Source organism: uncultured Ruminococcus sp., assembly GCF_934476685.1.
GTDB lineage: Bacteria > Bacillota > Clostridia > Oscillospirales > Ruminococcaceae > Hominimerdicola.
The window spans coordinates 313,555-338,672 of the sequence record NZ_CAKSNX010000001.1 but is presented as its reverse complement, the minus strand read 5'-3'; the positions used below and the strand labels follow the sequence as shown (position 1 = coordinate 338,672).

General features: G+C 43.0%; 23 protein-coding genes. 11 read left to right on the top strand and 12 right to left on the bottom strand.

Features of this window, described 5'->3' with window-relative positions:
• Window positions 1-84: 84 nt before the first annotated feature.
• Complete coding sequence (locus Q0E19_RS01535; RefSeq protein ID WP_294406507.1) at window positions 85-2,172, bottom strand: alkaline phosphatase family protein; 2,088 nt, start codon at window positions 2,170-2,172, stop codon at window positions 85-87.
• Window positions 2,173-2,568: 396 nt separating this feature from the next.
• On the opposite strand from Q0E19_RS01535, the gene guaA reads away from it, so the two are divergent.
• Entirely contained in the window at window positions 2,569-4,113 is a 1,545-nt protein-coding gene (gene guaA, locus Q0E19_RS01530) for a glutamine-hydrolyzing GMP synthase (protein ID WP_294406504.1), read from the top strand.
• Between the two features lie 112 nt (window positions 4,114-4,225).
• Here the strand turns inward: guaA and Q0E19_RS01525 are convergent, their stop codons facing one another.
• The gene (locus Q0E19_RS01525; RefSeq protein WP_021680832.1) at window positions 4,226-4,717 is read right to left on the bottom strand and encodes a helix-turn-helix transcriptional regulator; all 492 of its coding nucleotides are present in this window, start codon (window positions 4,715-4,717) and stop codon (window positions 4,226-4,228) included.
• Between the two features lie 205 nt (window positions 4,718-4,922).
• Between Q0E19_RS01525 and Q0E19_RS01520 the strand changes: the two genes are divergently transcribed.
• The 10 genes from Q0E19_RS01520 (at window position 4,923) to Q0E19_RS01475 (ending at window position 14,602) form a co-directional block, all read left to right on the top strand.
• Window positions 4,923-5,126 (top strand): transcriptional regulator, encoded by a 204-nt coding sequence (locus Q0E19_RS01520; protein WP_040646623.1) that lies wholly within the window; start codon window positions 4,923-4,925, stop codon window positions 5,124-5,126.
• Window positions 5,126-6,223, top strand: a complete 1,098-nt coding sequence (locus Q0E19_RS01515; RefSeq protein WP_294406490.1) for a site-specific integrase — start codon at window positions 5,126-5,128, stop codon at window positions 6,221-6,223. The genes Q0E19_RS01520 and Q0E19_RS01515 overlap by 1 nt, the downstream gene beginning before the upstream one ends.
• Window positions 6,204-6,524 (top strand): hypothetical protein, encoded by a 321-nt coding sequence (locus Q0E19_RS01510; protein WP_294406488.1) that lies wholly within the window; start codon window positions 6,204-6,206, stop codon window positions 6,522-6,524. The genes Q0E19_RS01515 and Q0E19_RS01510 overlap by 20 nt, the downstream gene beginning before the upstream one ends.
• The gene (locus Q0E19_RS01505) at window positions 6,524-7,648 is read left to right on the top strand and encodes an AAA family ATPase (RefSeq protein ID WP_294406486.1); all 1,125 of its coding nucleotides are present in this window, start codon (window positions 6,524-6,526) and stop codon (window positions 7,646-7,648) included. Before Q0E19_RS01510 ends, Q0E19_RS01505 begins: the two co-directional genes overlap by 1 nt.
• A 314-nt stretch (window positions 7,649-7,962) precedes the next feature.
• Window positions 7,963-9,162: a plasmid recombination protein gene (locus tag Q0E19_RS01500; RefSeq protein WP_294406484.1), complete on the top strand. Its 1,200-nt coding sequence runs from the start codon at window positions 7,963-7,965 to the stop codon at window positions 9,160-9,162.
• A 13-nt stretch (window positions 9,163-9,175) separates the two neighbouring features.
• Window positions 9,176-9,580 (top strand): hypothetical protein, encoded by a 405-nt coding sequence (locus tag Q0E19_RS01495; RefSeq protein WP_294406481.1) that lies wholly within the window; start codon window positions 9,176-9,178, stop codon window positions 9,578-9,580.
• A gap of 133 nt (window positions 9,581-9,713) precedes the next feature.
• A complete protein-coding gene (locus Q0E19_RS01490) occupies window positions 9,714-10,064 on the top strand; it encodes a hypothetical protein (protein WP_278868489.1) in 351 nt (116 codons plus the stop codon).
• On the top strand, window positions 10,051-12,036 hold the full coding sequence (locus Q0E19_RS01485; protein ID WP_294406479.1) for an N-6 DNA methylase: 1,986 nt from the start codon (window positions 10,051-10,053) through the stop codon (window positions 12,034-12,036). The genes Q0E19_RS01490 and Q0E19_RS01485 overlap by 14 nt, the downstream gene beginning before the upstream one ends.
• A 44-nt stretch (window positions 12,037-12,080) precedes the next feature.
• On the top strand, window positions 12,081-13,520 hold the full coding sequence (locus tag Q0E19_RS01480) for a restriction endonuclease subunit S (protein ID WP_294406477.1): 1,440 nt from the start codon (window positions 12,081-12,083) through the stop codon (window positions 13,518-13,520).
• Between the two features lie 2 nt (window positions 13,521-13,522).
• Window positions 13,523-14,602 carry a hypothetical protein gene (locus Q0E19_RS01475; protein WP_294406476.1) on the top strand — a complete coding sequence of 360 codons (1,080 nt, stop codon included), beginning with the start codon at window positions 13,523-13,525 and terminating at the stop codon, window positions 14,600-14,602.
• A 286-nt stretch (window positions 14,603-14,888) separates the two neighbouring features.
• Here the strand turns inward: Q0E19_RS01475 and Q0E19_RS01470 are convergent, their stop codons facing one another.
• From Q0E19_RS01470 to Q0E19_RS01425, 10 genes are all read right to left on the bottom strand, one after another.
• Entirely contained in the window at window positions 14,889-15,365 is a 477-nt protein-coding gene (locus tag Q0E19_RS01470) for a hypothetical protein (protein ID WP_294406475.1), read from the bottom strand.
• 40 nt (window positions 15,366-15,405) lie between these two features.
• A complete protein-coding gene (dut, locus tag Q0E19_RS01465; RefSeq protein WP_294406474.1) occupies window positions 15,406-15,846 on the bottom strand; it encodes a dUTP diphosphatase in 441 nt (146 codons plus the stop codon).
• Window position 15,847: 1 nt separating this feature from the next.
• On the bottom strand, window positions 15,848-17,899 hold the full coding sequence (locus Q0E19_RS01460) for a U32 family peptidase (protein WP_294406473.1): 2,052 nt from the start codon (window positions 17,897-17,899) through the stop codon (window positions 15,848-15,850).
• Window positions 17,900-18,436, bottom strand: a complete 537-nt coding sequence (locus Q0E19_RS01455) for a cell division protein ZapA (RefSeq protein ID WP_294406472.1) — start codon at window positions 18,434-18,436, stop codon at window positions 17,900-17,902.
• A gap of 134 nt (window positions 18,437-18,570) precedes the next feature.
• The gene (locus tag Q0E19_RS01450) at window positions 18,571-19,788 is read right to left on the bottom strand and encodes an aminotransferase class I/II-fold pyridoxal phosphate-dependent enzyme (RefSeq protein WP_294406471.1); all 1,218 of its coding nucleotides are present in this window, start codon (window positions 19,786-19,788) and stop codon (window positions 18,571-18,573) included.
• 72 nt (window positions 19,789-19,860) lie between these two features.
• Complete coding sequence (hypE, locus tag Q0E19_RS01445) at window positions 19,861-20,877, bottom strand: hydrogenase expression/formation protein HypE (protein ID WP_294406470.1); 1,017 nt, start codon at window positions 20,875-20,877, stop codon at window positions 19,861-19,863.
• Window positions 20,878-20,904: 27 nt separating this feature from the next.
• Window positions 20,905-21,975: a hydrogenase formation protein HypD gene (gene hypD, locus Q0E19_RS01440; protein ID WP_365904422.1), complete on the bottom strand. Its 1,071-nt coding sequence runs from the start codon at window positions 21,973-21,975 to the stop codon at window positions 20,905-20,907.
• 5 nt (window positions 21,976-21,980) lie between these two features.
• A complete protein-coding gene (locus Q0E19_RS01435; RefSeq protein ID WP_294406468.1) occupies window positions 21,981-22,190 on the bottom strand; it encodes a HypC/HybG/HupF family hydrogenase formation chaperone in 210 nt (69 codons plus the stop codon).
• A gap of 57 nt (window positions 22,191-22,247) precedes the next feature.
• Window positions 22,248-24,602, bottom strand: a complete 2,355-nt coding sequence (gene hypF, locus Q0E19_RS01430; protein WP_365904341.1) for a carbamoyltransferase HypF — start codon at window positions 24,600-24,602, stop codon at window positions 22,248-22,250.
• Between the two features lie 93 nt (window positions 24,603-24,695).
• Window positions 24,696-25,106, bottom strand: coding sequence for a hypothetical protein (locus Q0E19_RS01425; protein ID WP_294406466.1), 411 nt, complete (start codon window positions 25,104-25,106; stop codon window positions 24,696-24,698).
• Between the last annotated feature and the right edge of the window lie 12 nt (window positions 25,107-25,118).

Here is a 25,118-nt window from a genome sequence, read left to right as displayed (position 1 = left end):
TAAAGTTAAATGCGGAGGTTTTGGGGTGACATGGTGTCAAAGCGGCGACCGAAGGTCGCCACTACAAGTGAGCTGTGTTTTATTTTATGAGGCTTTGCCGAACATTCGGTAATATTCTAAGATATGATATTTATTTTTTGTATCGTCATAGGCGGACTTATCGGTCGCACCATGCCATTCGCCGTCGGCGGTCTTATAGCCGAATCCGCTTATTATCGGGATATCCTTTCGTATATCCTCCAATGCCTGCTGGTATGGAGAGAGGGGGATATCGGCGGCTTTCAGCACCTCATTGGAGAGGTAGTTAAGGCTTATATCCTCGATAGTTTCGGGGGAAACGCCTTTATTGCTCCAGATAAAGAACGGTGTTTGGTGGAGTCTTGAATAGTCCTCGACGGAGAGTGCGGACACTGAACTGCCGTAGAGTTTAGTGGTGAAGTCCATTATATGCGGATAGTGGTCGCCGAACATAACGATTATTACTTCACGGTCAACATTTCTGAAATAATCCACAAGCTCCCCTATTGCTTCATCGGACTTATAGATAGAACTCAGGAAAGTTTCTGCTTCTTCGCAGTCGATATCATTGAGGGTTATGCCTGTGGCTGGATTTTCAAGTCCTGTATATGGTCCATGGTTCTGCATTGTTGTTACCCACATAAAGAAAGGTTTATCCTTTGGACTATCCTCATAGACCTTTTCTACCTTTTTGAAGAGGGTTTTATCTGAATAGTTATAGTTTACAAATTCGGGGTCGCTTTCATAAGACAGGCAGTCGAAAATGCTTTTATCAAAGCCGAGATTTTCGTATGCCTCGCCTATATTCCAGAGGGTGGTACTGCATGGGGTCACTGCTTCGGTATAATAACCCATGGATTTAAGATAGCTTACGGTGCTTTCACGGCTGTCGTTCAGATATTGTGTAAAGACAGCTGTTCCTGAGGGCAGGAAGTTAAGGCTGTTGCCGCTGAGGAACTCATACTCGGAGTTGCAGGAATATCCGCCGTAGGCTGAAACTGTAACATAGCCTGAGATACTTTCCTGCTGGAGTTTATGGTAGTTCGGCATATAGTCCTTATTTGTATCAAACTGTGCGATATGTTCAAAGTCGGCAAATGACTCATTCATTATGCCGATTATGACAGGCTTTTCGTTGGTGGATACGCTGTCATCTTCATTATTATCGGTGGTATACTCGGACAATATTTCCTTGGCTTTTTCATCTGAATAATCTTCGGGTTCGGAAACTCTGTTATAGACTCCGTCGAAATAGAGCATAAGGTCAAAGCCCACAAGGCGGTAGGTATAGAGATTTTCCTCGCCTGAGAAGTTAAGGGTTATATATCTGTTTTTCACTCCGCTGTCGAAAGAATAGCCGCCGATGATATACATTGCTGCCATACCGATGATAAGTCCGCCTGCGGAAAAGGCTCTTTGTTTTTTTGACAGTTTTGATGGTTCGGAAACAAGGAGGAGCGTGGTTATAAAGACGAAATCCACTAGGCAGAAAACTACTACGGGGTTAAGGTCAAAGCTATACTGGCTTTTTATATCCAATGCGGAAACTGCATTTGACAGGTCGGAAAACTTAATAGGATTTCCTCTGAACTCATAGATATAATACTGCATAGCGGCATAGAGGTCGAAAAAGGCTGTGGCGACTATATTCCAAACCTTGCCTTTAGGGAACAGAACAAAGCCCACAAAGTGGATAAGGTAGCACAGCAGTATGCCCAGCAGGAAGAAATCTGCTGTTATTTTTACCGGCGGTGAATCCATTGCAAACTCAGGGACGTAGAACGAATTTACAGCGAGGAGGAAGCAGAGCGCATAGCGGTTTATAACAGGCTTTGACTCTGATCTTCTTAGGCTTATTATAATGGATACGACGGCAACTATGGAGAAACCCAAAAACAGCACGGCGAAAATATAGCACCATGTAGGAAAAACACCTTTTCCAACATAGTCCAAAACGAAAGAACCTATACCGAAAGAAATAATGGTATTTATATACTTCGAGATAAGGACGCTGCCTTTAACGGTTTTTGGTTTTGCATCGGACTGGTCGAGGGGCGTATCTGTTATGCTGTCGGGGTCAGTTGATTTCTGCTGATCTTCTGATTTTTTTTCTTTTACAAAAAGTTTTTTAAGCTTACATATAAAATTCTTCATATTGGTCATATATCTCCCATTTCTATCTTTTTAATTTTCTTTATTCTCTTTATTCTCTTTGTTCTCCGTCCTATAATTCTGCTTTTCTTCACGATATGTGAAAAATCGGCACACTGTTTATTATATCACATTCGGAATGAATAAGCAACTGCCGCAGGGCTTGTTTTTCTTAAATTTTAATTCGTAAATTTATAAGACATATCTTATCAGGCTTTGTCCGGCTGTCGGGACGGATATGCGCAGGAATTAAGAGATGCAGTGATAAAAAAATTAATTAAAAAGAAACAAATTGGCATACTTTCTCCTTGAAAAGCGTGAGAAAGTATGCTATAATAAATTATGTATTACTATTGACTGATATGGAGATAAACTACACTGGGAAATGAGGTTAAATATATGACTAATGAGTTTATACTTATTCTTGACTTCGGCGGTCAGTACAATCAGCTTATTGCAAGACGTGTGCGTGAATGCAACGTTTACTGTGAGGTAAAGCCTTACAATAAGGTGACTATTGACGAGATCAAGGCGCTTTCTCCTAAGGGAATAATCTTTACGGGCGGTCCGCAGAGCGTTTACGGCGACAGCGCACCGAGCGTTTCAAAGGAGATATTCGAGCTTGGCATACCTGTACTGGGAATATGCTACGGTTCACAGCTTATGGCGCACGTTCTGGGCGGAGAGGTAAAGACCTGCATAGCTTCGGAATACGGCAAGACCGAAACTGAATATGACAAGGACTGTGTACTTTTCGGTGCAGTAAAGGATATGCCTGAAAAGGCTGTTTCATGGATGAGCCACACAGACTACATTGCAAAGATACCTGAGGGATTCAAGGTAACTGCTCACACAGCTAACTGCCCATGCGCTGCTATGGCTGACGCTGACAGAAAGCTTTATGCTGTACAGTTCCACCCTGAGGTAAACCACACAGAGCATGGTCTTGAGATGCTGGACAGCTTCTTAAAGAACGTATGCGGCTGCACAGGCGACTGGACAATGGAGAACTATGCTGAAAAGGCAATAAAGGACATAAAGGAAAAGGTCGGGGACGGAAAGGTACTGCTGGCGCTTTCGGGCGGAGTAGACAGCTCTGTACTTGCGGCACTTCTTTCAAAGGCGGTAGGAAATCAGCTGACCTGCATTTTCGTTGACCACGGATTTATGAGAAAGAACGAGGGTGACGAGGTCGAGGCTGCGTTCAAGGACTGGGACATAAACTTTGTAAGGGTAAATGCAAAGGACAGATTTATGGACAAGCTGAGAGGCGTATCAGATCCTGAGACAAAGAGAAAGACTATCGGCGAGGAATTCATCAGAGTATTCGAGGCTGAGGCAAAGAAGATAGGCAAGGTAGATTTCCTTGCACAGGGAACAATATATCCTGACGTTATCGAGTCGGGTGCAGGTGACGCTGCGACGATAAAATCTCACCACAACGTAGGCGGACTTCCTGACTATGTTGATTTCAAGGAGATAATCGAGCCTTTGAGAATGCTTTTCAAGGACGAAACAAGAAAGCTCGGACAGGAGCTTGGACTTTCTGACACGCTGGTATGGCGTCAGCCTTTCCCAGGTCCGGGACTTGCGATAAGGATCATTGGAGAGATCACAGACGAAAAGCTTGAGATCCTTCAGGACGCTGACTGGATATTCAGAGAAGAGATCGCAAAGGCCGGTCTTGACAGGGACATCAACCAGTATTTTGCTGTACTCACAAACAACCGCTCGGTAGGTGTAATGGGTGATTTCAGAACATACGATTACACTCTTGCGCTGAGGGCAGTAGAAACAACTGACTTTATGACTGCTGAGTTCTCAAGGATACCATACGAGGTACTTGCGGTATGCTCAAGCAGGATAGTAAACGAGGTAAAGAACATCAACAGAGTAGTGTATGATGTGACTACAAAGCCGCCGGCTACTATTGAATGGGAATAAAAAACAAGACTTCAAAAATGACGAATTTACGTCGTTTTTAAAGCCTTAAAATCTCAGTGATAACAATTTGATAACAGGAAGTAAAACTGAAATGTTCTGCATTTCAGGCGGTTTACAGGTCACGCCACTCTTTCGAGGGTTCATGTTTACCGCAGTCATCGGTCGTTTTCGGCCAGTTAAGCTTCCATTCTGTATATTCGGCCTTGCTGATCTTACCGTCAGCAAGGTCTTTTTTTCGTCTCTGCCACTCCGCAAAGAAGTCGTTCAGAAGAATAGAGCCGAAAATAATGCCCTTACGTTTGTTTCCGTCCTCATCTGTACAGTCCTCAACGCTGATCGGGTAATGTTCGTCCAGTTCAAAGAGCATCATCATAACGCCCTCCGCTCCGAGAATTTCATCATCAGCAAGGAAACGAGGGTTTATATCAAGCACCTCGGCAAGCCGTTCCACAAGTGCTTGTTTTGGTGTACGAGTGCCTGATTCGTACTGTGCGATACGGACATCGGCAGATTTCTCGTCAAAGCCGACAGCCATACCGAGCTGCTTCTGTGTCATTCCACGGAAATCACGGATACGGTGTATTTTGTCTCCCATTATACTCATGGTGGTTTACTCCTTATAATATCGTTCTGTTAGTAGAATCATTATAACATATATGTTTAAGTCAGTCAAGAGATACTAAACAAAAAAATTTAGAAAATACGCAAAAGTGTCTTGACAAAAGCAAATTTGTTTAGTATAATGGAATTAAGCAAAAATGTTTAGAACAGATTTTGCGAATACAGAACACAGAAAGGAACAAATGTATATGTCAGAAAAATTTATTCGTGCAGAGGAAGTTGCTGAGGTTATGGAGATCTCTGTTGCCTATGCGTACAAAATCATTCGTAAACTCAATCAGGAACTTTCCGACAAAGGGTTTATCACAGTAACAGGCAGAGTGAACCGTGAGTACTTTAACGAGCGAGTGTACTCGGTGAACCCTCCTAAAAAGAAAGCTGGTGAGGAATAATGCCCGTATATAAGGATAAAAACGGCACTTGGTATGCTATGGTTCGTTATGAGGACTGGCAGGGGGAGCGAAAACAAAAGTGCAAGCGTGGCTTTGTTACCAAACGTGAGGCACAGAACTGGGAGCGAAGATTTCTGCTTCAGGCAAACAGTGACCTTGATATGCTGTTTAAGGACTTCTACAAGCTGTATGAACAGGATATGAGATCTCGCTTGAAACAGAATACATGGGAACATAAGGCACACGTCATTCAGTCGAAAATCCTCCCTTATTTCGGGGATAAACCGATGAAGGATATTCAGGCAAGAGATGTGCTTTCGTGGCAGAATGAACTGCTTCGTCACCGTGACAAAAATGGAAAGCCCTATTCGGAAACGTATTTGAAGAATCTGCACAATCAGCTTTCCTGCATCTTTAACCATGCGGTTCGCTACTATGATCTTGGCGTAAACCCAGCTGCCAAAGCTGGAAGTATTGGCGTAAAGAATGCCAAAGAGATGAACTTCTGGACAAAGGACGAATATATGCAGTTTTCTGAGGTCATGATGGACAAACCAGTTTCGTTTTATGCCTTTGAAATGCTGTATTGGTGCGGTATCCGTCTTGGCGAACTGTTGGCTCTCACACCAGAGAACTTTGATTTCCAGAATCGAAAGCTCCGCATTAACAAGTCCTATCAGCGTATCAAGGGGCAGGACGTTATTACAGAGCCGAAAACCAAGAAAAGCAACCGTACCATTGAAATGCCTGATTTTCTTTGTGAGGAGATGCAGGACTATCTCCGTATGCTTTACGATCAGAAATCAGATGAGCGTATTTTCACAATATCCAAGAGCTATTTGCATCACGAGATGGACAGAGGGGTAAAAGAAACGGGTTTGAAGCGTATCCGTATCCATGATCTGCGTCACAGCCATGTTTCGCTTCTAATCGAACTTGGGTTTTCGGCTGTTGCTATTGCAGATCGTGTGGGACATGAGAGCATTGAGATCACATACCGCTATGCACATCTGTTTCCGTCGAAACAGGCGGAAATGGCGAATAAACTCAGTGAGTTGAAGAAAGGAGATAACGCAAATGTCAGCGAAAAACCTTGACAGCAAAGGCAGATTTCGTTCCAGAACCATCGGATTTCGGGTATCTCCCGAAGAAGAAAAGCTGATAAATTCAGCAGTGGCACTTTCGGGACTGACCAAGCAGGACTACATCGTAAAAAGGCTTCTCTGCCGTGATGTGGTAGTGCAGGGCAATTCGAGAGTATACAAAGCTCTGAAAAATCAGCTTGCGGAAGTGCTTTCAGAATTGCAGAGAATAGAAAATAGTTCTGTAAGTGATGAACTTCTTGAAACGATACGACTCATCAACACCACATTAAATGGAATGAAAGGAGAATCCTGATGTCAGAAGAAAAAGAAATGACCGCTCCGAACGTATCTATTGGCGTAGATACGGAGCAGTCATCCATAAAACAAACTACTAATAGTATATCAAATCGTGATGTAAATTTCAACCCCTTTGACGAATTTTTCAAGAAAATTGATCCGTCATACATGAAAACAGTCACGATGCAGGAACTGTATCAGGATATTTACAGCAAGAAACCACCTGTTATTGAGGGCTTGCTCTATCAAGGTACTTATCTGTTTGTCGGTTCACCTAAGATCGGCAAAAGCTTCTTTATGGCACAGCTTGCCTATCATGTCAGCACAGGTACTCCGCTTTGGGACTATCCTGTGAAAAAGGGTACGGTTCTCTACCTTGCACTGGAAGATGATTACAGACGATTGCAGGAACGAATGTACCGAATGTTCGGAACGGACAGTACGGAAAACTTGTACTTTTCCGTATCGTCCAAACCGCTTGGAAATGGTCTGACCGATCAGCTGAGCGGTTTTATCCGAGAACACCCTGACACAACGCTTGTGATTATTGATACACTTCAAAAAATCCGTGAGGTGGACAGTGATTCTTACAGCTATGCCAAAGATTACGAGATCATCAATCAGCTGAAACAGTTCTCTGACAGTTGGGGAATATGTCTGCTGTTAGTTCATCATACGAGAAAGCAAAAGTCATCTGATAACTTCGACATGATCTCAGGAACAAATGGGTTACTTGGCTGTGCAGACGGAGCATTTATGCTTTACAAGGAAACCAGGACTTCCAATAAGGCAACACTTGAAATTTCAGGCCGTGATCAGCAAGATCAGAAAATCCATCTCATTCGTGATGAAGAAAAACTCTGCTGGAATTTTGAAAAAGCAGAAACAGAGCTTTGGAAAGAACCTCCCGAACCGTTGCTGGAATGTATCGCCAATCTTGTAACAGAAGAAAATCCGACTTGGCAGGGTACAGCGACTGAACTGATAGAAAAGCTTGGACTTGATATGAAGCCGAATGTGGTTTCGTTGAAACTCAATGTCAATGCAGGCAGGTTGATGAATGATTATAGCATTCGATACACGAATAAGCGTAACCACAGCGGACGCATGATTTTCTTTTCTTTGTTATCAAAAGAGTAAATTTCAAGTGGTTGGCGTGTCAGTCCGTGACGGTCGTGACGATGTTTTGTGAGCGGTGTAATCATCGTCACCATCGTCACACATCGTCACGGCGTTGGCGGTTTATCCGCCGTTCAAGCCTCGCAGAGCCCCGATAGCATTTTTGATAGTCCGTTAGGCTGTCGAAAGTGCTATGGGGTTACCGGCGGCATTCCGCAGGTAACCCGGCTCTCCGAGCCGTTTGGTTTGCCGATCTCCGTATCGCTGCAAACCGTTTTGCCCATAGGGCATTCTCTCGTCAGAGAGTCAATTCAAAAAGGAAGGTAGGTGTTTCTATGTGTCAAAAGACGATCTCAATGTGTCAGGGCAAGGGCAGCTTGTCCCACAACAACCGTGCATTTGCTGCCAAAAATATCGACAGTTCCCGAACAGCGGACAACATTACATTTGTACATCAGAATTTGCGTGATGCTTATGATATTCTTTTCAGCGATGCAGTAGAAAGATACAATGCCCGTCAGAAACGAAATGACCGCCGTATCCCCGACTACTTTCAGCATTTGTTCAGCCGTGAACCGAGTGCAAGCGTTATCACTGGGACAAATAAGCAAAAGAGTTTCTATGAAGACTTAGTCCAGGTCGGGACAAAAGATGATACAGGTGTCGGTACTCCCGATTCGGAGATTGCTGTTGCCTGTTTACGGGAGTACATGGAGGGCTTTTCAGAAAGAAATCCGAATTTCTATGTGTTCAATGCTGTGATGCACCTTGATGAAGCAACTCCTCATCTGCACATCGACTATATCCCCGTCGGGCATTTCGACAGAGGGCTTGACACAAGAAATGCTATGGCGAAAGCTCTCGAAGAAATGGGGTACGGCAAAGGTGCAAATGCGATCAACCGCTGGCGATTAGCGGAATGGGAAGTCCTGCACCAGATATGTGCTGCTCATGGTATCGAAATCTCAGAGCCGAAGAAGTCCAGAGGGTACAGCTATACGGTTGAGGAATACGGCAATCATCAAGACGAAATTAGGCGGCTGAATGAAGAAAAGGAGCAGGCTCTTTCTGAGCGTGACGAAGCCCGTGCGGAGCTTGACAAGGCAGCAAAGAAGAAAGTCAAGCTCGATGAGATCGAGAGCATTGAAGCCAAGGAGTCGATGTTTGGAAAGAAAGTTACTCTCACAAAAGAGGACTATGACAAGCTCAGCGACACGGCAAAGAAGTATGTGGCAATGGTCAAGACCAACAAGAAGCTCAGATCCGAGCATGACACGGCAGTGCAGGAGCGTGACAAGCTGAAAGAGCAGTTGTCGGCTGTTTCCTCGGAGCTTGCCGCTTACAAGAAAGCTGAAAAGGAAAAGGCTCTTTTCACTCGTGAGAAGCTAAACAAGGAAGCAAAGCGTATCAGCCGTGAGGACGAGCTTTCACGCAAACTGAAAAAGGCGGAGGCTTTTATCTCTGCTTGTGGATTGAGTTCCGACTATCAGCAGTTCAGATACAACAGCACAATAAAAAGCAAGAATTTGGAATGAGGAGAAAAATTTTATGATTATCAGAAGCAAAGACAAAGTTCAGGTGATCGGCAAAAACAAGTCGGTCTGGGTGTTGGATACCAATGCACTTACCGTTACACACAATACAGTTGATACTGAGCCAACAGTAACAGCATTCTGTTCCGAGCATATCAAGTATCACCTGCATTATTCTGCGGAGTACCGCAAGGACAGACTGAGAAAACTTGTAAATAACGGCGAAATTCTGGGTTATCTGACTGAACTTGATAAGGCAGTGGAAAATGCTATGGAAAGACAGGTTGAAAAGTGGAAAGCTGACGATAAGGAATATCAGCAGTCACTTGCTGTTGGTGATCTCTGCAAAGCTCAAGGTTTGGAGAATATGTTTAGGTTGTGTGCGAGGGAGGTGGTGTATGCGGATTTGGTGTATGTGTGATCTGAAATAGAGATTTGAGCTGTATCATTTTGTATACAGCTCTTTTTTGATGATGACTTGACAAGAATGAAGATTAGTATTATAATAATAGTATGTAAACTAACATACTATCATTATCAAGAGGGGTGATGATATGGATGAAGATGTTAAGTTCGGAGAGTTACTAAAAACACTAATCAAGGAAAATGGAATGACTCATTCTGAGTTTTATAGCAAACTGAGAATTACCAAACCTTATTTCTATGATATTATTAAAAGTCGAGTAAAGCCACCACCACTTGAAATGCAATGCAAAATGCTGAAATTATTAAATGTTTCTGATGAAAACAAAAAGCGATTCTTTCAGATAGCAGGATGTGAACGAAATGAAGTCCCAGGTGATATAGCATATTACTTAAAGAATAATCCTCAGATAGTTGAGAAAATAAGAAAAAATATTGATTACGATTCACTTTTAGGAGGAAATCAAAATGAATCTGAATGAATTATTTAAGAATACCGATTATGAAGGAACCATTTTTTCTGATCAGGATAAAGCTGCACTGGAAACAAGAATATTCACCAAAGCAGTAAAAAACATAGAAGTGCCCTATGTTAAATGTATTATTCGAGAAAAAGACATTAAGCTTACTCCGGAAGAAGCGGTAAGGCAACTTTACACTCAAATGCTGATTTCGAAGTATGGTTACCCCAAGGATAGAATCCAGTTTGAAACCCATATCCATTTTGGAAGAGAAGTTAAAAGAGCAGATATTACGATTATGGATAAGGATCGTCCTATGGTGCCTTATATTATTGTAGAACTGAAAAAACCTAAACTGAGTGATGGCAAAGAACAGTTGAAATCATATTGTAACGCTACAGGTGCGCCTATTGGTGTTTGGACGAATGGTGAGCAAATTTCATGCTACAACAGAAAAGATCCTAACTTTTTTGAAGCAATCAGCGATATTCCCAAAGCTTCACAAAAACTATCCGATATAATTAACGAGAAATACACTTACGAGGATTTAAAGCGTATTGATAAAATCAGTACGCAAAAACGTTCGCTGCGTGCTTTGATTAAAGAAATGGAAGATGAAGTGCTTGCTAGTGCCGGCGTTGATTCTTTTGAGGAGATCTTTAAACTTATCTTCACAAAACTGTATGACGAGCTTATCTGTGCAAACGATAGCACAGCATATCTTCAGTTCAGAAATAACGGAAACACTGATTATGAACTGAAAGAAAAAATCCAGTCGCTGTTTGATGAAGCAAAGAAAAAGTGGGAAGGTATTTTTACTGATGAAAGCAAGATTTTGCTCTCGCCTTCGCATCTTGCTGTGTGTGTATCAACGTTGCAGGATATTAAGCTCTTTAACAATAATCTTGATGTTGTTGATGATGCTTTTGAATATTTAATGAGCAAAGCACAAAAGGGAGAAAAGGGACAGTACTTTACTCCTAGATATGTTATTGATATGTGTGTAAAGATGATGAATCCGACTTCAAAGGATAAGATTATTGATACAGCTTGTGGCAGTTCCGGATTTACAGTTCACAGTATTTTTAAAGTGTGGAAAGATATTAGAAGAGAAAAAGGACTGGAAGAAGGAGAAGGTTTTACCGCAGCAGAACGCATACCCGAAGAGACAAATTTTGTAAGAGATAATGTGTTTGCTATCGACTTTGATGAGAAAACCGTTCGAGTAGCCAGAACTCTGAATTTGATTGCGGGCGATGGGCAGACAAACGTTCTTCACCTTAACACGCTCGATTATTCGCGTTGGGTAGAGATTACTAAGCAGGAAGATTGGATTGACACTTATAATGAAGGTTTCAAAAAGTTGAAAAAACTCCAGCCTAAAGGTGTAAGTGATTTTAGCAGATTTAGCTTTGATCTTGTAATGGCAAATCCTCCTTTTGCAGGAGATATAAAAGAAAACACGATCATATCTCGTTATGAACTGGGTAAAAATACTGCTGGTAAATGGCATAAGAAGGTTAGCAGAGATATTTTGTTTATCGAACGTAACCTAAGTTTTCTGAAACCCGGTGGCCGAATGGCGATTGTTTTGCCGCAAGGACGTTTCAATAATGCAAGTGATAAGGCTATTAGAGATTTTATTGCTGAGCGCTGCCGTATTTTAGCTGTAGTAGGCTTGCACGGAAATGTATTCAAGCCCCATACTGGAACAAAAACATCGGTGCTGTTCGTTCAGAAATGGGATGACGTACTTTGCCCCCGTAAGGATGACTACCCTATATTCTTTGCAACAATGCAAAAGCCCAGTAAGGATAACTCCGGAGATAAGATCTATGTAAAGAATCCTGAAACTGGTGAAAATCTTCTGGATAGTCACGGACATTTGATCGTGGATCACGATTTGTATAACCATGATGGAATGACGCAGGACGGAATTGCAGAGGCATTCGCTGAATTTGCAAAAAGGGAAGGTTTAAGTTTTTTTCAGTAAGCCCGTCCATTGAACCTTTCAATGAAGCTAAATATAAGGCTTTGATGGATGGGCTGGAATGCAGCGAAATATTAATAAAGAATCAATCGTTTTATGCTAGAATAGATGCCGAATTCTTTTCCAAGAAAAACCTTTTTTTGCAAGAAAGATTGAATGCTTCTGGAGCATATCCCATGAAAAAATACGGAGCATTACTCGATTGTAGCGCGTTTTATCCTTCTATTACAGATTATTATAGCCATGATAGATCGCAAATCCCTTTTTTAAGAGTTAATGAAATACAAAACGGACTTATAAACATTACTGATGAAACAGTCTTTTTACCAGAAGAGATACTTGTAGCAAATAGAAAAACAATTGCAATTGCATATCCGGGTGATATTATTATTGCTAAAGGCGGAAACACCCTTGCTAAAGTTGGGCTTGTTACAGATGAGTTCCCCTGTTATGCAACTTGTCGTGATGTAATCATTTTAAGAACTGATAATCTAAAAAACTTAAACAAGTATTATTTATGGGCTTTCCTTCATTCTGCATATGGACAGGGAATACTTTGGCGATCTGCAAGTCAAACAGGTCAACCTCATCTTACGCTCCCGTCAATCCTTGAGATAAGAATTCCCGATATAACTAATATCCAGAATGATATCGAAACATTATATTTAAAATCGGTAGAAAAGAAACATCAAGCAGAATCTCTTTATGATTCGGCACAGCAACAATTATTAAACGGCTTGCAATTTGCATTACCATCAGTATCTGCAAGCAGTATAGCTGAAAAGAAATTATCAGACTCGTTTGGATTATCCGGAAGATTAGATGCAGAATACTACCAGCCTAAATATGACGAACTATTTGCTGTTTTAAGTAAACAAGTTAGAAGACCGCTTGGTCAGCTTGTAAGCAGGATGAAATCCATCGAACCTGGCAGCAAGTATTACGGTGATACAGGCATTCCTTTTATTCGTGTTAGTGATGTAAGCAAAACGGGAATAGACAATCCATCTATTATGATACCAGAGAACATTGAGCCTAATATTGATAGACTCTATCCTAAAAAAGACACCATACTGTTTTCAAAAGATGGAAGCGTCGGTATAGCATTTAAAATCACAGAAGATATGAAGGCTGTCACATCAAGTGCTTTGTTGCATTTGCGTGTGAATAATACATCAGAAATACTTCCTGATTATTTAACCTTAGTACTTAATTCTGAGATTGTACAGCTTCAGGCAGAACGAGATGCAAGTGGTGCTATTATTCAGCATTGGAAACTAAGCGATATAGAAAAAGTGGTTATTCCTGTTCTTCCGTATGATATGCAGTTTGAAATTGCTAAAAAGGTTCAGCAGTCATTTTTGTTGCGGGAAAAAGCTAATGATCTTATACAGATTGCTGTAAAGGCTGTAGAACTTGCAATTGAAGATAGCGAAGAAATCGCTTCTAAATGGCTGGAAGAAAACACAAGATTGTTGGAGGGGTAACTATGCCAGAATCACCTAAATATAAAAATTGGAAAGTTGTTACCGAAGCCGATTTTGTGTCTTTGTTCATAAAGACATGGTTTGCATATATTTCTACACTAAGAGTAATGTTTCCAGAAGCTCAAAATAGACGTGGTGACGGTAAGTATATTAATGCATATAAGTCATACTATAAGAAAGACGGACGGAAGCAAGTTATTGTAGATGATAAAATTATGCATTCAATAGAAACATTATATCGTGAAGGCAGAAAAATAATCATGTCACAGTACCCAGAATACTACTTTTGGGATTTCTATCATGTTAATGAAGATTTTGAATATACCTTCAAAGATATACCTCCTGACAAATCAGAGTGTTTGATTGTAGGATTAAAAATGAATCGAAATCGTGGGACTAAATGGAGCTTTATAATATCAGGATTTGTAAGATTTTGGGGTACTCATTATAAAGTAGATTACAAGGGAAATGTCCAATTTCAATATAATATTTCTGAAATACTGAATAGCTCAGCGGATTATATCAAAGAAAATCCTTCAATATCTGAACAAGATTATTTATCATGGATCTTGCAAAAAATAAGCGAAGAAGTGACACATAGCCTTGTACAATCTTTCAAATCATATTATAAGCAATCTAATGATGGAACAAGGCAAAAAACGAAAATAGGAGAGCTGGAGAAGAAAGCAATATGGATGATTTGGTCAGTGTTTAATCTAAATGGAAAAGATGACAGTAATAAATCCAAAGAGGAAATGGAACGCTCCAGAAATACATATGAGATAATTCAACAACTCCCTATAAGCTATTTTCAATATCACATGGATGTAGATATACAGCCTCAAGATCGAGTACTGTCTTCAAGTGAGGAAGAATGGTTTAAAAAGTTATATGAAAAACGAAATCAGAATAGTATATTTTGGTTTTTGAGTTTTGTGTATCGTTTAAGGAATGCTTTGTTTCATGAAATCATTGATCCTTTGAATGAAGAATGGCAAATTGTGTTTAAGAATGCATATCTTGTGCTAAAGGAAATCGTTGATCTAAATATACATATAATTGATGAAAAAAAGAAGAGCTAACCTCTTGACAAACCACCCCTACCTGCGCTATAATACCAAATAAGGAGCAAGCCACCAGGCACACATCGTCTCCATAAGTCGCACGGCGTGTTATCAAGGCGATAACAAATTGATAACGGAGCATCAGCAGCCAAGTACAATACAGAACAAAATGTATAATTGAGATACCACAGCTCAAATCTCCTAAACAAAATTGTTTAATCTAGAGGACGATTTGAGGAGTGGGAATAAAATATAATAGTTCATACCAAAATAGCTGTCTGATAAAAATCAGACAGCTATTTTTTTACTTCATATATTCTGATAACCATTTGTTTTCTTTGAGCAAAACTGGAAAGCACTTTTTGAATTTACTTAAAAGTGAAAATTCAGGCTCTATTCTAAAAGGAATACTGTTATCATACAAAAATTCACAGATTTCAAGTATATTATAGAAAGTTACTTTTTTAATCAGAGGTAATTTATTTTTTATTATGGTATAAATATGAGTTAAAGTCATATCCATATATTCACTCACAACATACATTTTCTCTTTAGATAACTTTGATATAATATAAATATCATATTCTTTATAAAGCATCTCATATTCACATTTTTTCGTACAGCTAAAATCAACAGCAAATGATGTGATTTTATGATGGTTAGAACAAAAAATCTCTCTTGTATACAAATCTCCTATAACTTTTCCTGTATGGCATTCTGGGCATTGCCCCAAATCAATATAACGATTCCCATACTCACAATATTCACACAAACTATCCATATGCAATGCTCTTCCAAATGTTATTCTTATGAAATCTATATCACTTTCCTGTTGAGCCGAAGCCGCCTGCTCCTCGGGTGGTGTCGGAGAGGGTTTCCCTCACTTCGACTTCGGGGGTAAAGACGGGGGTCACTACCATTTGCGCTATGCGGTCGCCGTGGTTTATTGTATAATCCTCCTTGCTTGAATTATGGAGGGCGCAGATTATCTCACCTCTATAATCCCAATCGACTACTCCGACGCAGTTTGCCGGGGCGATGCCGAATTTTGTGGCGAGGGAACTTCTTGCGTAGATAAGCAGGACGACGTCCTTTGTGCCTTCGATCTCGGCGCTTATTCCTGTGTGTATTTTTGCGGTTTCCCCTGCTTTTATGACTATCGGCTCGTCTGTGCAGGCGCAGAGGTCATAGCCTGCGCTGTACTGAGTCTGTCTTGCGGGGACGATGGCTTTTTCGTTAAGTTTCTTTATAAGCAGTTTCATTTTACAATACTCCTCTGAAATATAATCCTCGTGTTATGACGCTTTTTCCGCTTTTCGCTTTGTTTAAATAGCGGCTGACGATATCATTAACTTCTTCGGGGGATTCGTCATAAAATTCTAAAGTGATGAAATCTATCCCTCTGAACTCGTCTAGCTTATCGGCGAGATACAGCACTTCCGAATTAAGTATCTCTGTATAGCCGCAGTGCTTTGAACATTTTACGGGGAAATCACGTCCTGTGCGGTCGGTGACTTTTCCTGTGCAGTTTTTACAGCCTGCCGCCTGCTTTATAGGGCAGTTCACCGTCAGCATAAGGGGCAGTCTTCCATAGGCTGTGATGCCAATGGGGAGAGGTTTTTTAAGTGCGGATATCTGACCTGCTTTAAGCTCAAATGACACGACTGCGTCAGCTGCGCCGAGTTTTTTCACTGCGTTTAGGGCGGCTGAATTTGTGATATTAAAGCCGAAATCGGTATGCAGTTCAAAGCCTTTTTCCTGCGCACATTTGACGTGGGCGATATTTTCGGCAAGCAGTTTTGTTATGCCTGCGGCTTTTATGATATCAAGCTGTTTGTTTTGTTTTTGTTCGTCAAAGGTGAACCTTGGCATTACTGCCATAAGCTTATGGGCAGGATATTTTTCTGCTGCTTTTGCCGCAAAGGACAGGGGCACTCCGCAGAGGTCGATCTTATCAAAGTCAAGCTGTTCAAGCTGGTATGGGTAGCTGACCTTCACTCTTATCTTTGGCTGTGAAAGACGTTTTTCGGGACATTCAAAGCTGAGGATATCAGCGTTTTCAAAATCAACGGCGGCAGAATTTTTCTCCGCACGTTTTTTATCCAGTTCTTCGCATAGGGTACGTCTGAGGTCATTAAGCACAGAGGGACTTACAAAAAGGTCATCGTCTATATCACATTCCAATCCGCCGAACGAATAGATCGTATCGCCAAGTTTGGAAAGCTGTTTTTCAACTGACTGCGCTGAACAGGCTTTGCTTTTGGCTTTTGCGGGGATATCACCTGCGGCGGTGACTGAACAGCCTGCATTATCCTGTGCGGTAATGGTCAGAGGTTGGTTTGATCTTATTTTGACGCTGAATTTAATTTCGGCACGTTTTTCTTCACGGCGGTAAATTTCATGTATTTCGGGGAGTATCTTTGCGGAGGCTTTTACGTCCTCCTTTTGTCTTATGCCGAACATTTCTCTGCCTGTTTTTCCATAGAGGTAGCCGTCGGTAAATCCGCCTCTTGAAAAGACATCTGAAAGGGCAGATCTATCGTATTTTTCGCCTGCAAGCGCCTGTTTAAGGCTTTTTACGGAGAGGGCGACATATTCGGGACGTTTCATTCTTCCCTCTATTTTAAATGACGTTACGCCTGCGTCGGCAAGTTTTTGTATGCTGTCGAGATAGGACATATCTTTAAGAGAGAGGTCATAGCGGTCTGCGCCTTTAACTGCGCTGCATGGCAGGCGGCAAGCTTGTGCGCACAGGCCACGGTTTGCGCTTCGTGAGCCGATAACTGCGCTCATATAGCACTGTCCCGAAACGGACATACATTCTGCGCCATGGACAAAGACTTCGGTTTCAGTGCCGAGATCGGACAACTCTCTGATGATATCCAGTGGAAGTTCTCTTGCGAGGACGGCTCTTGAAAAGCCAAGGCGTTTTGTCATTTCCACTCCGTTGGCGGTATGGACTGTCATTTGGGTAGATGCGTGTATCTCCATATCGGGGCAGCATTTTTTCACTATTTCCACAAGGGCAAGATCCTGCGTGATAAGTCCGTCTATGCCTATTTTTGCGCAGTACTCCACAGCCTTTTTACACTCTTCAAGCTGGCTGTCGAAAATGACGGTATTAATGGTACGGTAGACCTTTACGCCACGCTTATGGCACTCATAGACGGCTTTTGCAAGCTCCTCATCAGAGAAATTTACTGCGTTCTGTCGGGCGGAAAAGCTGCTTCCGCCCAGATAAACTGCATCACAGCCTGCTCTCAGGGCGGCGGTCAGGACTTCGGGAGAACCGCAGGGCGCAAGTATCTCCGTCATTTAGTTTCTTCCTCCGTCTTTAGTTTCAAGGTCGGGATTATAGTTCATTGTTCCGACAAAATTTGAGCGGCGGTCCTGATTTGTTGCGGCAGGTCTTTCAACAGGCTTTGCTATTGCCTCTCTTATATCCTGCGAAATTATATCCTCAGCGCTGACAGTTTCCTCGGTAGTTTTAGCGGCATCGAAATTTGTACGCTCGCTAAGCTCCTTTTCCAATGCGGCGACCTTTTCTTTAAGGGCATTTATCTCACGCTGAGAAGCGTTCGCCTGATTTCTTGCTCTGCCTGCGTCGTCAACGTAGTCCTTTATCTGAGAACGGATATTGTCTATATTCTGATTAGCCTTTATAAGCTCGTCCATACAGTCCATTGCGGTAAGCACGGCGCAGTCGGTAACGGAAAGGCTTGGGAACTTGACTTTAAGCTCCTTTATTTTCTTATCGAGAGTCATACCGAGCTTGACTGTATAGTCCTTGCTTTCCTCGCTGACGAGGGTATAGTCCTTATTGCAGACGGTAATTTTATATTTATTCACCATAAAAAAGCCTCCTTAATGATATGATAGATATGCTCATTTTAATTATACAACATTTTTCTATAAAAATAAAGTCCTCACGGCAAATATTTTATCAAAAAAAGCGGAGAAACAAAAATTTCTCCGCTTTTGAAATATCAGTTCTGTCTGTAATCCTTTAGGAAATTCCTAAGTTCGCCCATGGCAAATTCGAGATCCTTTCTTTCGGGCAGGTATACTATTCTGAAATGGTCGGGGTTTTCCCAATGGAATCCGCCGCCGTGGACAAGAAGTATTTTCTTCTCTTTCAGAAAATCGAGTACAAACTGCTCGTCATTTGTGATATTAAATCTCTTTGCATCTATTTTCGGGAATATGTAGAATGCCGCTTTCGGCTTTACTGCTGAAATACCGTCGATATCGTTGAGCATAGAGCAGATACACTCCCTCTGCTCATATATTCTTCCCCCTGGGAGAAGTTCCTTTTCGGGAGCGCCGCTGCCTTTAAGGGCTTCTGGTATGATATACTGAGCCTGAACGTTTGAACAAAGTCGCATTGAGGAAAGCATATTTAATCCCTCTATATAGCCTTTTGCTCTGCTCTTATCCCCGCTGAGCACCATCCAGCCTGCTCTGAAGCCTGCTGCCATATGGGATTTTGAAAGTCCGTTAAAGGTCACGCAGAAGAGGTCTGGAGCAAGTGATGCGATAGAAGTATGCTCCACACCGTCCATAAGAAGTCTGTCGTATATTTCATCTGCAAAGATGATAAGCTCATGCTTTCTTGCAAGCTTGACTATATCCTCAAGGACTTCCTTCGGATAGACTGCGCCTGTTGGGTTATTAGGGTTGATGATTACGACAGCCTTTGTTTTCGGGGTTACTTTCTTTTCCATATCCGCAATATCGGGATACCATTCAGCCTGCTCGTCGCAGACATAGTGGACGGCATTTCCGCCTGCAAGGGTTATGGCGGCTGTCCAGAGCGGATAGTCTGGAGAAGGTACAAGCACTTCATCGCCGTTATCGAGAAGTCCCTGCATAACCATAACTATAAGTTCGGAAACTCCGTTTCCTGTATAGATATCGTTTATGCTTTCGATAGAAAGTCCTTTTCCTCTGTGGTAGTTTATGATAGCCTCTCTTGCGGCGGCTATACCCTTTGAGGTAGAATAACCCTGAGCGTTTCTAAGGTTATCGGTCATTGCTGAAATTATATTATCGGGCGCATTGAAGCTGAAAGGGGCGGGGTTGCCGATATTGAGCTTTACTATCTTTACGCCCTGAGCCTCCATACGGTCTGCTTCGTCCAGTACAGGTCCTCTGATATCATAGCAAACGTTATTGAGCTTGCTTGACTTTGAAAAAGTTCTCATTTTACTAACCTCTTTTATTGAAATACTAAATCAAATTGTATCACTATTTTTTCCGCCTGTCAAGTCAAAGCGTCAGCATATTCTCGGCAGGAGCTCGCCGTTAGGCTGAGGTAGGAGGGTCTGAGAGCCTATTTCGGTTTTCATTATGACTTTTCCTGCATTCTCGGCGGTCACAGTACCGATGATGGCGGCATTTTTTGAATATGGGCATTCTCTGAGGGCGGCAACTATCTTTTCAGCCTCGCTCTGTGGGGCGAATATCACAAGTCTGCCCTCGCAGGCAAGGTAGAGGGGGTTAAGTCCAAGCATACCGCAGACGCCTTTTACTTCGGGGGCAACAGGTATTTTTTCCTCGTCGATAGTTATGCCTACTCCGCTCTGACCTGCTATCTCATAGAGGACTGTGCCTGCGCCGCCTCGTGTTGCGTCACGGATAACGTGGATATCGTCGGAAACTTCGTACATTTTTTCAACTGTTCCCCACAGCGGAGCGCAGTCGCTTGTGACATCGGCTTCGATACCGAACTCATCTCTTGCAAGAAGTATCGTACAGCCGTGTCTGCCAACATCTCCGCTGACGATAACTGCATCGCCTGGTCTTGCATATGTACCGGAGGTATGGGCTTTATCCATTATTCTGCCTATGCCTGTGGTGGTGATGAAGATATTATCCACCTGTCCTTTGCCTGCGACCTTTGTATCACCCGCGACGATCTTTACGCCAGCTTCCTTAGCGGTCTTTTCCATGGCGGCGGCTATCTCCTCCAGCTTATCGAGGGGGAAACCCTCTTCGATAACGAAGGCACAGGTCATATACAGCGGTTTTGCGCCCATACAGGAAAGGTCGTTCACTGTTCCGCAGATAGAAAGTTTTCCGATATTTCCTCCTTCAAACTCATAGGGGGAAACGATAAAGCCGTCGGTGGTAAAGGCTAATCTGCCTGCGTCCATATTCAGGACGGCGGCATCATCGGCGGTAAATTCGGGGTTTGAAAAATGAGCTTTGAACACCTTATCAATAAGCTCGCTGGTCTGTTTTCCTCCTGCACCGTGGGCAAGGGTAACACATTTATCATTTATATCTGACATATTGATCTCCTCTTTTCAATTTTTTACTTAGTCCATTCCGTACTGATAGTAGGCTGAGCAAGCGCCCTCGCCAGACACCATACACGCTCCTACGGGGTGCATAGGGGTACAGACTTTGCCGAACACTTTACAGTCGCAGGGGCGGCACTTGCCTTGAAGGACATCTCCGCAGCGGCAGGCCGGGTTCGGCTTGCCTTTTATTTCGTCTATGCCGTACTTTTTGAGGGCATCGAACTGGGCATACTCGTCACGCAGTGCAAGTCCAGACATAGGGATAATGCCAAGACCTCTCCACTCGCTGTCGCAGGGGATCATAACACGCTTTACAAGCTCCTGCGCAGGCTTACTGCCCTCTGAGGTTACTACTCTCGGATAGCAGTTTTTGAAAAAGGGTTTCCCCTCCTGCGAAAGCTTTATGATAACGGCAAGGGCGGTCAATATTTCGGCGGCGGTAAAGCCTGCCACAACTCCGCTTATACCCTGCCCGCAAAGCTGTTCACAAAGTTCTGTGCCTGTTATGGCATTAACGTGGCCTGGGTAGAGAAAAGCGTCGGCAGAGCCTTTCAGCGCTTGATATGCATTGGGCATGGTTTTATTTGCGCCGAGGATAGAAAAGTTTTTCAGTCCCTCTTTTTTTGCTTTTTCCACGGCAAGGCAGGCGGCAGGGGTAGTCGTTTCAAAGCCCACCGCAAGAAAGACCACCTGTGTATCGGGGTTATCCCTTGCTATATCGACAGCGTCAAGGGGGGAATAGACTGTTTTAAGCTTTGCGCCCTCAGATCTTGCGCCTGCAAGGCTTTTTTTCGTTCCGGGGACTCGGATAAGGTCGCCGAAGGTACAGATAAGGCAGTTCTTTTCAAGGGCAAGCTTTACAGCCTCGTCGATATATCCAACGGGGGTAACGCAGACGGGACATCCGGGGCCTGAGATAAGCCGAACATTTTCGGGCAGGAGTTTTCTTATGCCGAGGCGGAAAATCTCGTGGGTATGAGTGCCGCAGACTTCCATTATCCTCAGCGGTTTTCCGTTATAGCTTTGGATAATATCCTTTGCGGTCTGCACCGCTTTATTATCTTTCAGACTTTTTGTATTATTCATATCGCTCATAGCAGGCTCTCCATTATATCCTCAGCCTCGTCCTTATCGTCAGAGGTTATTTTTGCGATAGCCGCTCCTGCGTGTACCATTACGTAATCACCGGGTTCGAGATCCTCGATAAGATCTGCACTGACATTTCTTTTTGCGCCGTTTGCGTCAATAAGGGCTGTACCGTCCTTTACGCTGACAACTTTTGCTGATAGACCTACGCACATTTTTAATTACCTCACTTTAAATTATAAAATTATAATATCTATGTTATTTACTTTATTTCATTGTTTTAGGATACTGTATGCATAAAGAGCCTGCCCCAATGCTATGCCGCCGTCGTTAGGCGGGATAAGGCTGTGGGTAAGCACCTTAAAGCCTGCGGCAGAAAGCCTTTTTACGGTCAGCTTTGTAAGCAGGCGGTTCTGAAAAACTCCTCCGCTGAGGGCGCAGACATCAAGTTCTGTTCTCTGCCGTATCTTTTCACAGCCTGCGCATATCATATCCGCAAGGACTGCATGGAACTCATAGGCAAGCTTATCACGGACAGAACTGCTGAAGCCGCTTTGGATATATGCTTTGGCTATGTGGTATGCAAGCTGAGTGGTATTGAGAGTAAAGAAGTTATTCTTTTCACTTTTTTCACTCAGCATATTTTCTGACTTTTCATAGCTGTTTTCGGCATTTGAGTTAAGTTCTTCATAGTGTTCCGCCGCAAATTCAAGGGACATTGAGGCTTCACCCTCGAAGGAAGAGCTGTTTCTTATGCCGAGTATTGCAGAAACTCCGTCGAAAAGCCGTCCACAGGAGGTGGAGTCAACGCAGTTTATCCTTTTATCCGCCATGGCTTTCTGGAACACAAATGTTTTTTCATCGCACAGACCGAGGACAGAACACATTTCCTGTGCTTTTGCTTGTTCCTTTACTGCGCTGTAAATAAGCTGGACGGCTATGCGCCAGCCTTCTTTTGCGGAGATATCTCCCCCTGCCTGAGTAAATGGTTCTATACTGCCTGCACGTTCAAAGCCGTTTAAACTGCACAGGAGAAATTCTCCGCCCCATATGGTTTTATCCGTTCCCATACCTGTGCCGTCAAATGAAACGCCTATAACTTTTTCCCTGTAATTATTTTCAGCCATACAGGAAAGGATATGGGCATAATGATGCTGGACCTGAACAAGCGGCAGAGAATTTTTCTGCGCATACTCCTGCGCAAAGGCGGTAGTATTATACGCAGGATGGAGGTCGCAGACCACTGCCTGCGGCGTACATTCAAGTAGATCGAGCATTCTTTCCGCACAGTCGCCTAGTGCTTTTACGGTTCGGATATCTCCCATATCGCCCACATAGGGGGAGGGGTAAAACAGGCTGTTTTTTGCGGCGCAGAATGTATTTTTAAGTTCGCCGCCAACTGCAAGCACCTGAATATCCTTTCCTGCGTTTATGCCCTCAAGCATAACGGGCAGGGGGGAAAAACCTCTTGAACGTCTTATCATATATGGCTTATCTAACAGCCAGTCGCAGACGGAATCATCTGCACGGATAAGGATATCCCTGTTATGGGACAAAATTATATCGCAGAAGTCTGATATCTCGTTAAGAACGTCCTCATCACATCTGCATATAGGCGCTCCCCTTGCGTTTGCGCTGGTCATAACAAGGCAGTCGGTCATTTTCACATCGTCGGGATAGCTGAAAAGCAGCATATGCAGAGGAGAATACGGCAGCATAACTCCTACGGTGGGGTTATGGGGGGATATTTCCTCGCACAATCCGTTTTCGGCTGAATTTGCACGTTTTTTCAGCAGCATAACAGGCTTTTGCCAGCCGTCGATATATTTTTCCTGTGCAGGTGATATCTCACACTCACGTCTGACGGTGGAGAGGTCTTTCATCATCACAGCGAAAGGTTTTGCAGGGCGGTTTTTGAGCTTTCTCAGCCTTGCACAGGCTTTGCTGTCATAGGCATTACAGCAGAGGTGAAAGCCGCCTATGCCTTTTACGGCGGCTATCTTTCCGCTCATTATTTCCTTTCGGACAAGGCTTATGGCTTCTGCACCTTTTATATCTTTGCCGATCACATAGACCTGCGGACCGCAGTCGTTACAGCAGACAGGCTGGGCATCATATCTTCTTGTTTCGGGGGAAAAATATTCCTCCTCACAGCTTTTGCACATAGGGAATTTCGCCATGCTTGTACGCTCTCTGTCATAGGGCATTTTATCAAGTATGGTCAATCTTGGTCCGCACTGGGTACAGTTTACAAATGGGTGGAGATAACGTCTGTTATGAGGGTCGAAAAGCTCCTTTTTGCACTGTGGACAGACGGCTATATCGGGGGAAACGAATATATCCCCATACTCCTTTTCGCTTTGGATTATGTGAAAATCCTCAAAGGGGATATCCTCACAGGGCTGAACGTCAAAGCTGAGTATGACCGCTCTTTCGGGCGGGGAATTTTTTATTTCATCGGCAAAGCGGCGGATATGGTTTTCTTCGCCCTTTGCTTTTATCTCAACATACGAACCTTTATTTGCAACTGTTCCTTTGATATGGTTTTTATCGGCTGTTACGGCAACGAACGGACGGAAACCTACGCCCTGAACTATGCCGCATATTCTTATAACAACGCTCTGCAAATTTTCCCCGCCTTTCATTTTAAATTTCATAAATTTGGTTTAAAGAATCATTTCAGAGAACGGGCGACCGCAGGTCGCCCCTACGATGTGGTTTTATATTAGCTGTCTGACAAGATCCTTTATTTCGTCTTCTGTATCGTTTCGGTCGAGGACGGCTCTGATGATATCCCTGTAATCCTCGGCTTCCTCATCTCTTCCCTCGTTATCGAGATAGGTCCTTATGCGGTCGAGCATCCAGACGTTATGGAGATTTGGTCTGCGTTCAATGGAGGAAACAAGCAGCTTTTCATAACCTTTCCCGAAAAACTGCTCCGCATAGCGGACTATTGCGTCAGACATTCCGAAATCGAGCAGAGGGTGTCTTTCCATTAATTCAAGCAGGGGTTCTACCGCCTGTATGCCTGCGCCGCTTTCGTCAAGCTCCTGCATACAGTTTTCAGCTATATACCCAAAATCGTCATCATCTATGCTTTCTTCAAGCTGTTCAATTACATCTTCCGTCATATCTATGCTCCT

Excerpts from the sequence above, each read along its gene's own strand:
- Q0E19_RS01510 (WP_294406488.1), top strand. The coding sequence starts at position 6,204 with ATGTCAGCGAAAAACCTTGACAGCAAAGGCAGATTTCGTTCCAGAACC.
- Q0E19_RS01480 (WP_294406477.1), top strand. The coding sequence starts at position 12,081 with ATGGATGGGCTGGAATGCAGCGAAATATTAATAAAGAATCAATCGTTT.
- Q0E19_RS01500 (WP_294406484.1), top strand. The coding sequence starts at position 7,963 with ATGTGTCAAAAGACGATCTCAATGTGTCAGGGCAAGGGCAGCTTGTCC.
- Q0E19_RS01515 (WP_294406490.1), top strand. The coding sequence starts at position 5,126 with ATGCCCGTATATAAGGATAAAAACGGCACTTGGTATGCTATGGTTCGT.
- Q0E19_RS01425 (WP_294406466.1), bottom strand. The coding sequence starts at position 25,106 with ATGACGGAAGATGTAATTGAACAGCTTGAAGAAAGCATAGATGATGAC.
- dut (WP_294406474.1), bottom strand. The coding sequence starts at position 15,846 with ATGAAACTGCTTATAAAGAAACTTAACGAAAAAGCCATCGTCCCCGCA.
- Q0E19_RS01435 (WP_294406468.1), bottom strand. The coding sequence starts at position 22,190 with ATGTGCGTAGGTCTATCAGCAAAAGTTGTCAGCGTAAAGGACGGTACA.
- Q0E19_RS01535 (WP_294406507.1), bottom strand. The coding sequence starts at position 2,172 with ATGAAGAATTTTATATGTAAGCTTAAAAAACTTTTTGTAAAAGAAAAA.
- Q0E19_RS01505 (WP_294406486.1), top strand. The coding sequence starts at position 6,524 with ATGTCAGAAGAAAAAGAAATGACCGCTCCGAACGTATCTATTGGCGTA.
- Q0E19_RS01470 (WP_294406475.1), bottom strand. The coding sequence starts at position 15,365 with ATGGATAGTTTGTGTGAATATTGTGAGTATGGGAATCGTTATATTGAT.
- Q0E19_RS01450 (WP_294406471.1), bottom strand. The coding sequence starts at position 19,788 with ATGAGAACTTTTTCAAAGTCAAGCAAGCTCAATAACGTTTGCTATGAT.
- Q0E19_RS01525 (WP_021680832.1), bottom strand. The coding sequence starts at position 4,717 with ATGAGTATAATGGGAGACAAAATACACCGTATCCGTGATTTCCGTGGA.
- Q0E19_RS01485 (WP_294406479.1), top strand. The coding sequence starts at position 10,051 with ATGAATCTGAATGAATTATTTAAGAATACCGATTATGAAGGAACCATT.
- guaA (WP_294406504.1), top strand. The coding sequence starts at position 2,569 with ATGACTAATGAGTTTATACTTATTCTTGACTTCGGCGGTCAGTACAAT.
- hypE (WP_294406470.1), bottom strand. The coding sequence starts at position 20,877 with ATGTCAGATATAAATGATAAATGTGTTACCCTTGCCCACGGTGCAGGA.
- Q0E19_RS01455 (WP_294406472.1), bottom strand. The coding sequence starts at position 18,436 with ATGGTGAATAAATATAAAATTACCGTCTGCAATAAGGACTATACCCTC.
- Q0E19_RS01495 (WP_294406481.1), top strand. The coding sequence starts at position 9,176 with ATGATTATCAGAAGCAAAGACAAAGTTCAGGTGATCGGCAAAAACAAG.
- Q0E19_RS01490 (WP_278868489.1), top strand. The coding sequence starts at position 9,714 with ATGGATGAAGATGTTAAGTTCGGAGAGTTACTAAAAACACTAATCAAG.
- Q0E19_RS01475 (WP_294406476.1), top strand. The coding sequence starts at position 13,523 with ATGCCAGAATCACCTAAATATAAAAATTGGAAAGTTGTTACCGAAGCC.
- Q0E19_RS01460 (WP_294406473.1), bottom strand. The coding sequence starts at position 17,899 with ATGACGGAGATACTTGCGCCCTGCGGTTCTCCCGAAGTCCTGACCGCC.
- hypD (WP_365904422.1), bottom strand. The coding sequence starts at position 21,975 with ATGAATAATACAAAAAGTCTGAAAGATAATAAAGCGGTGCAGACCGCA.
- Q0E19_RS01520 (WP_040646623.1), top strand. The coding sequence starts at position 4,923 with ATGTCAGAAAAATTTATTCGTGCAGAGGAAGTTGCTGAGGTTATGGAG.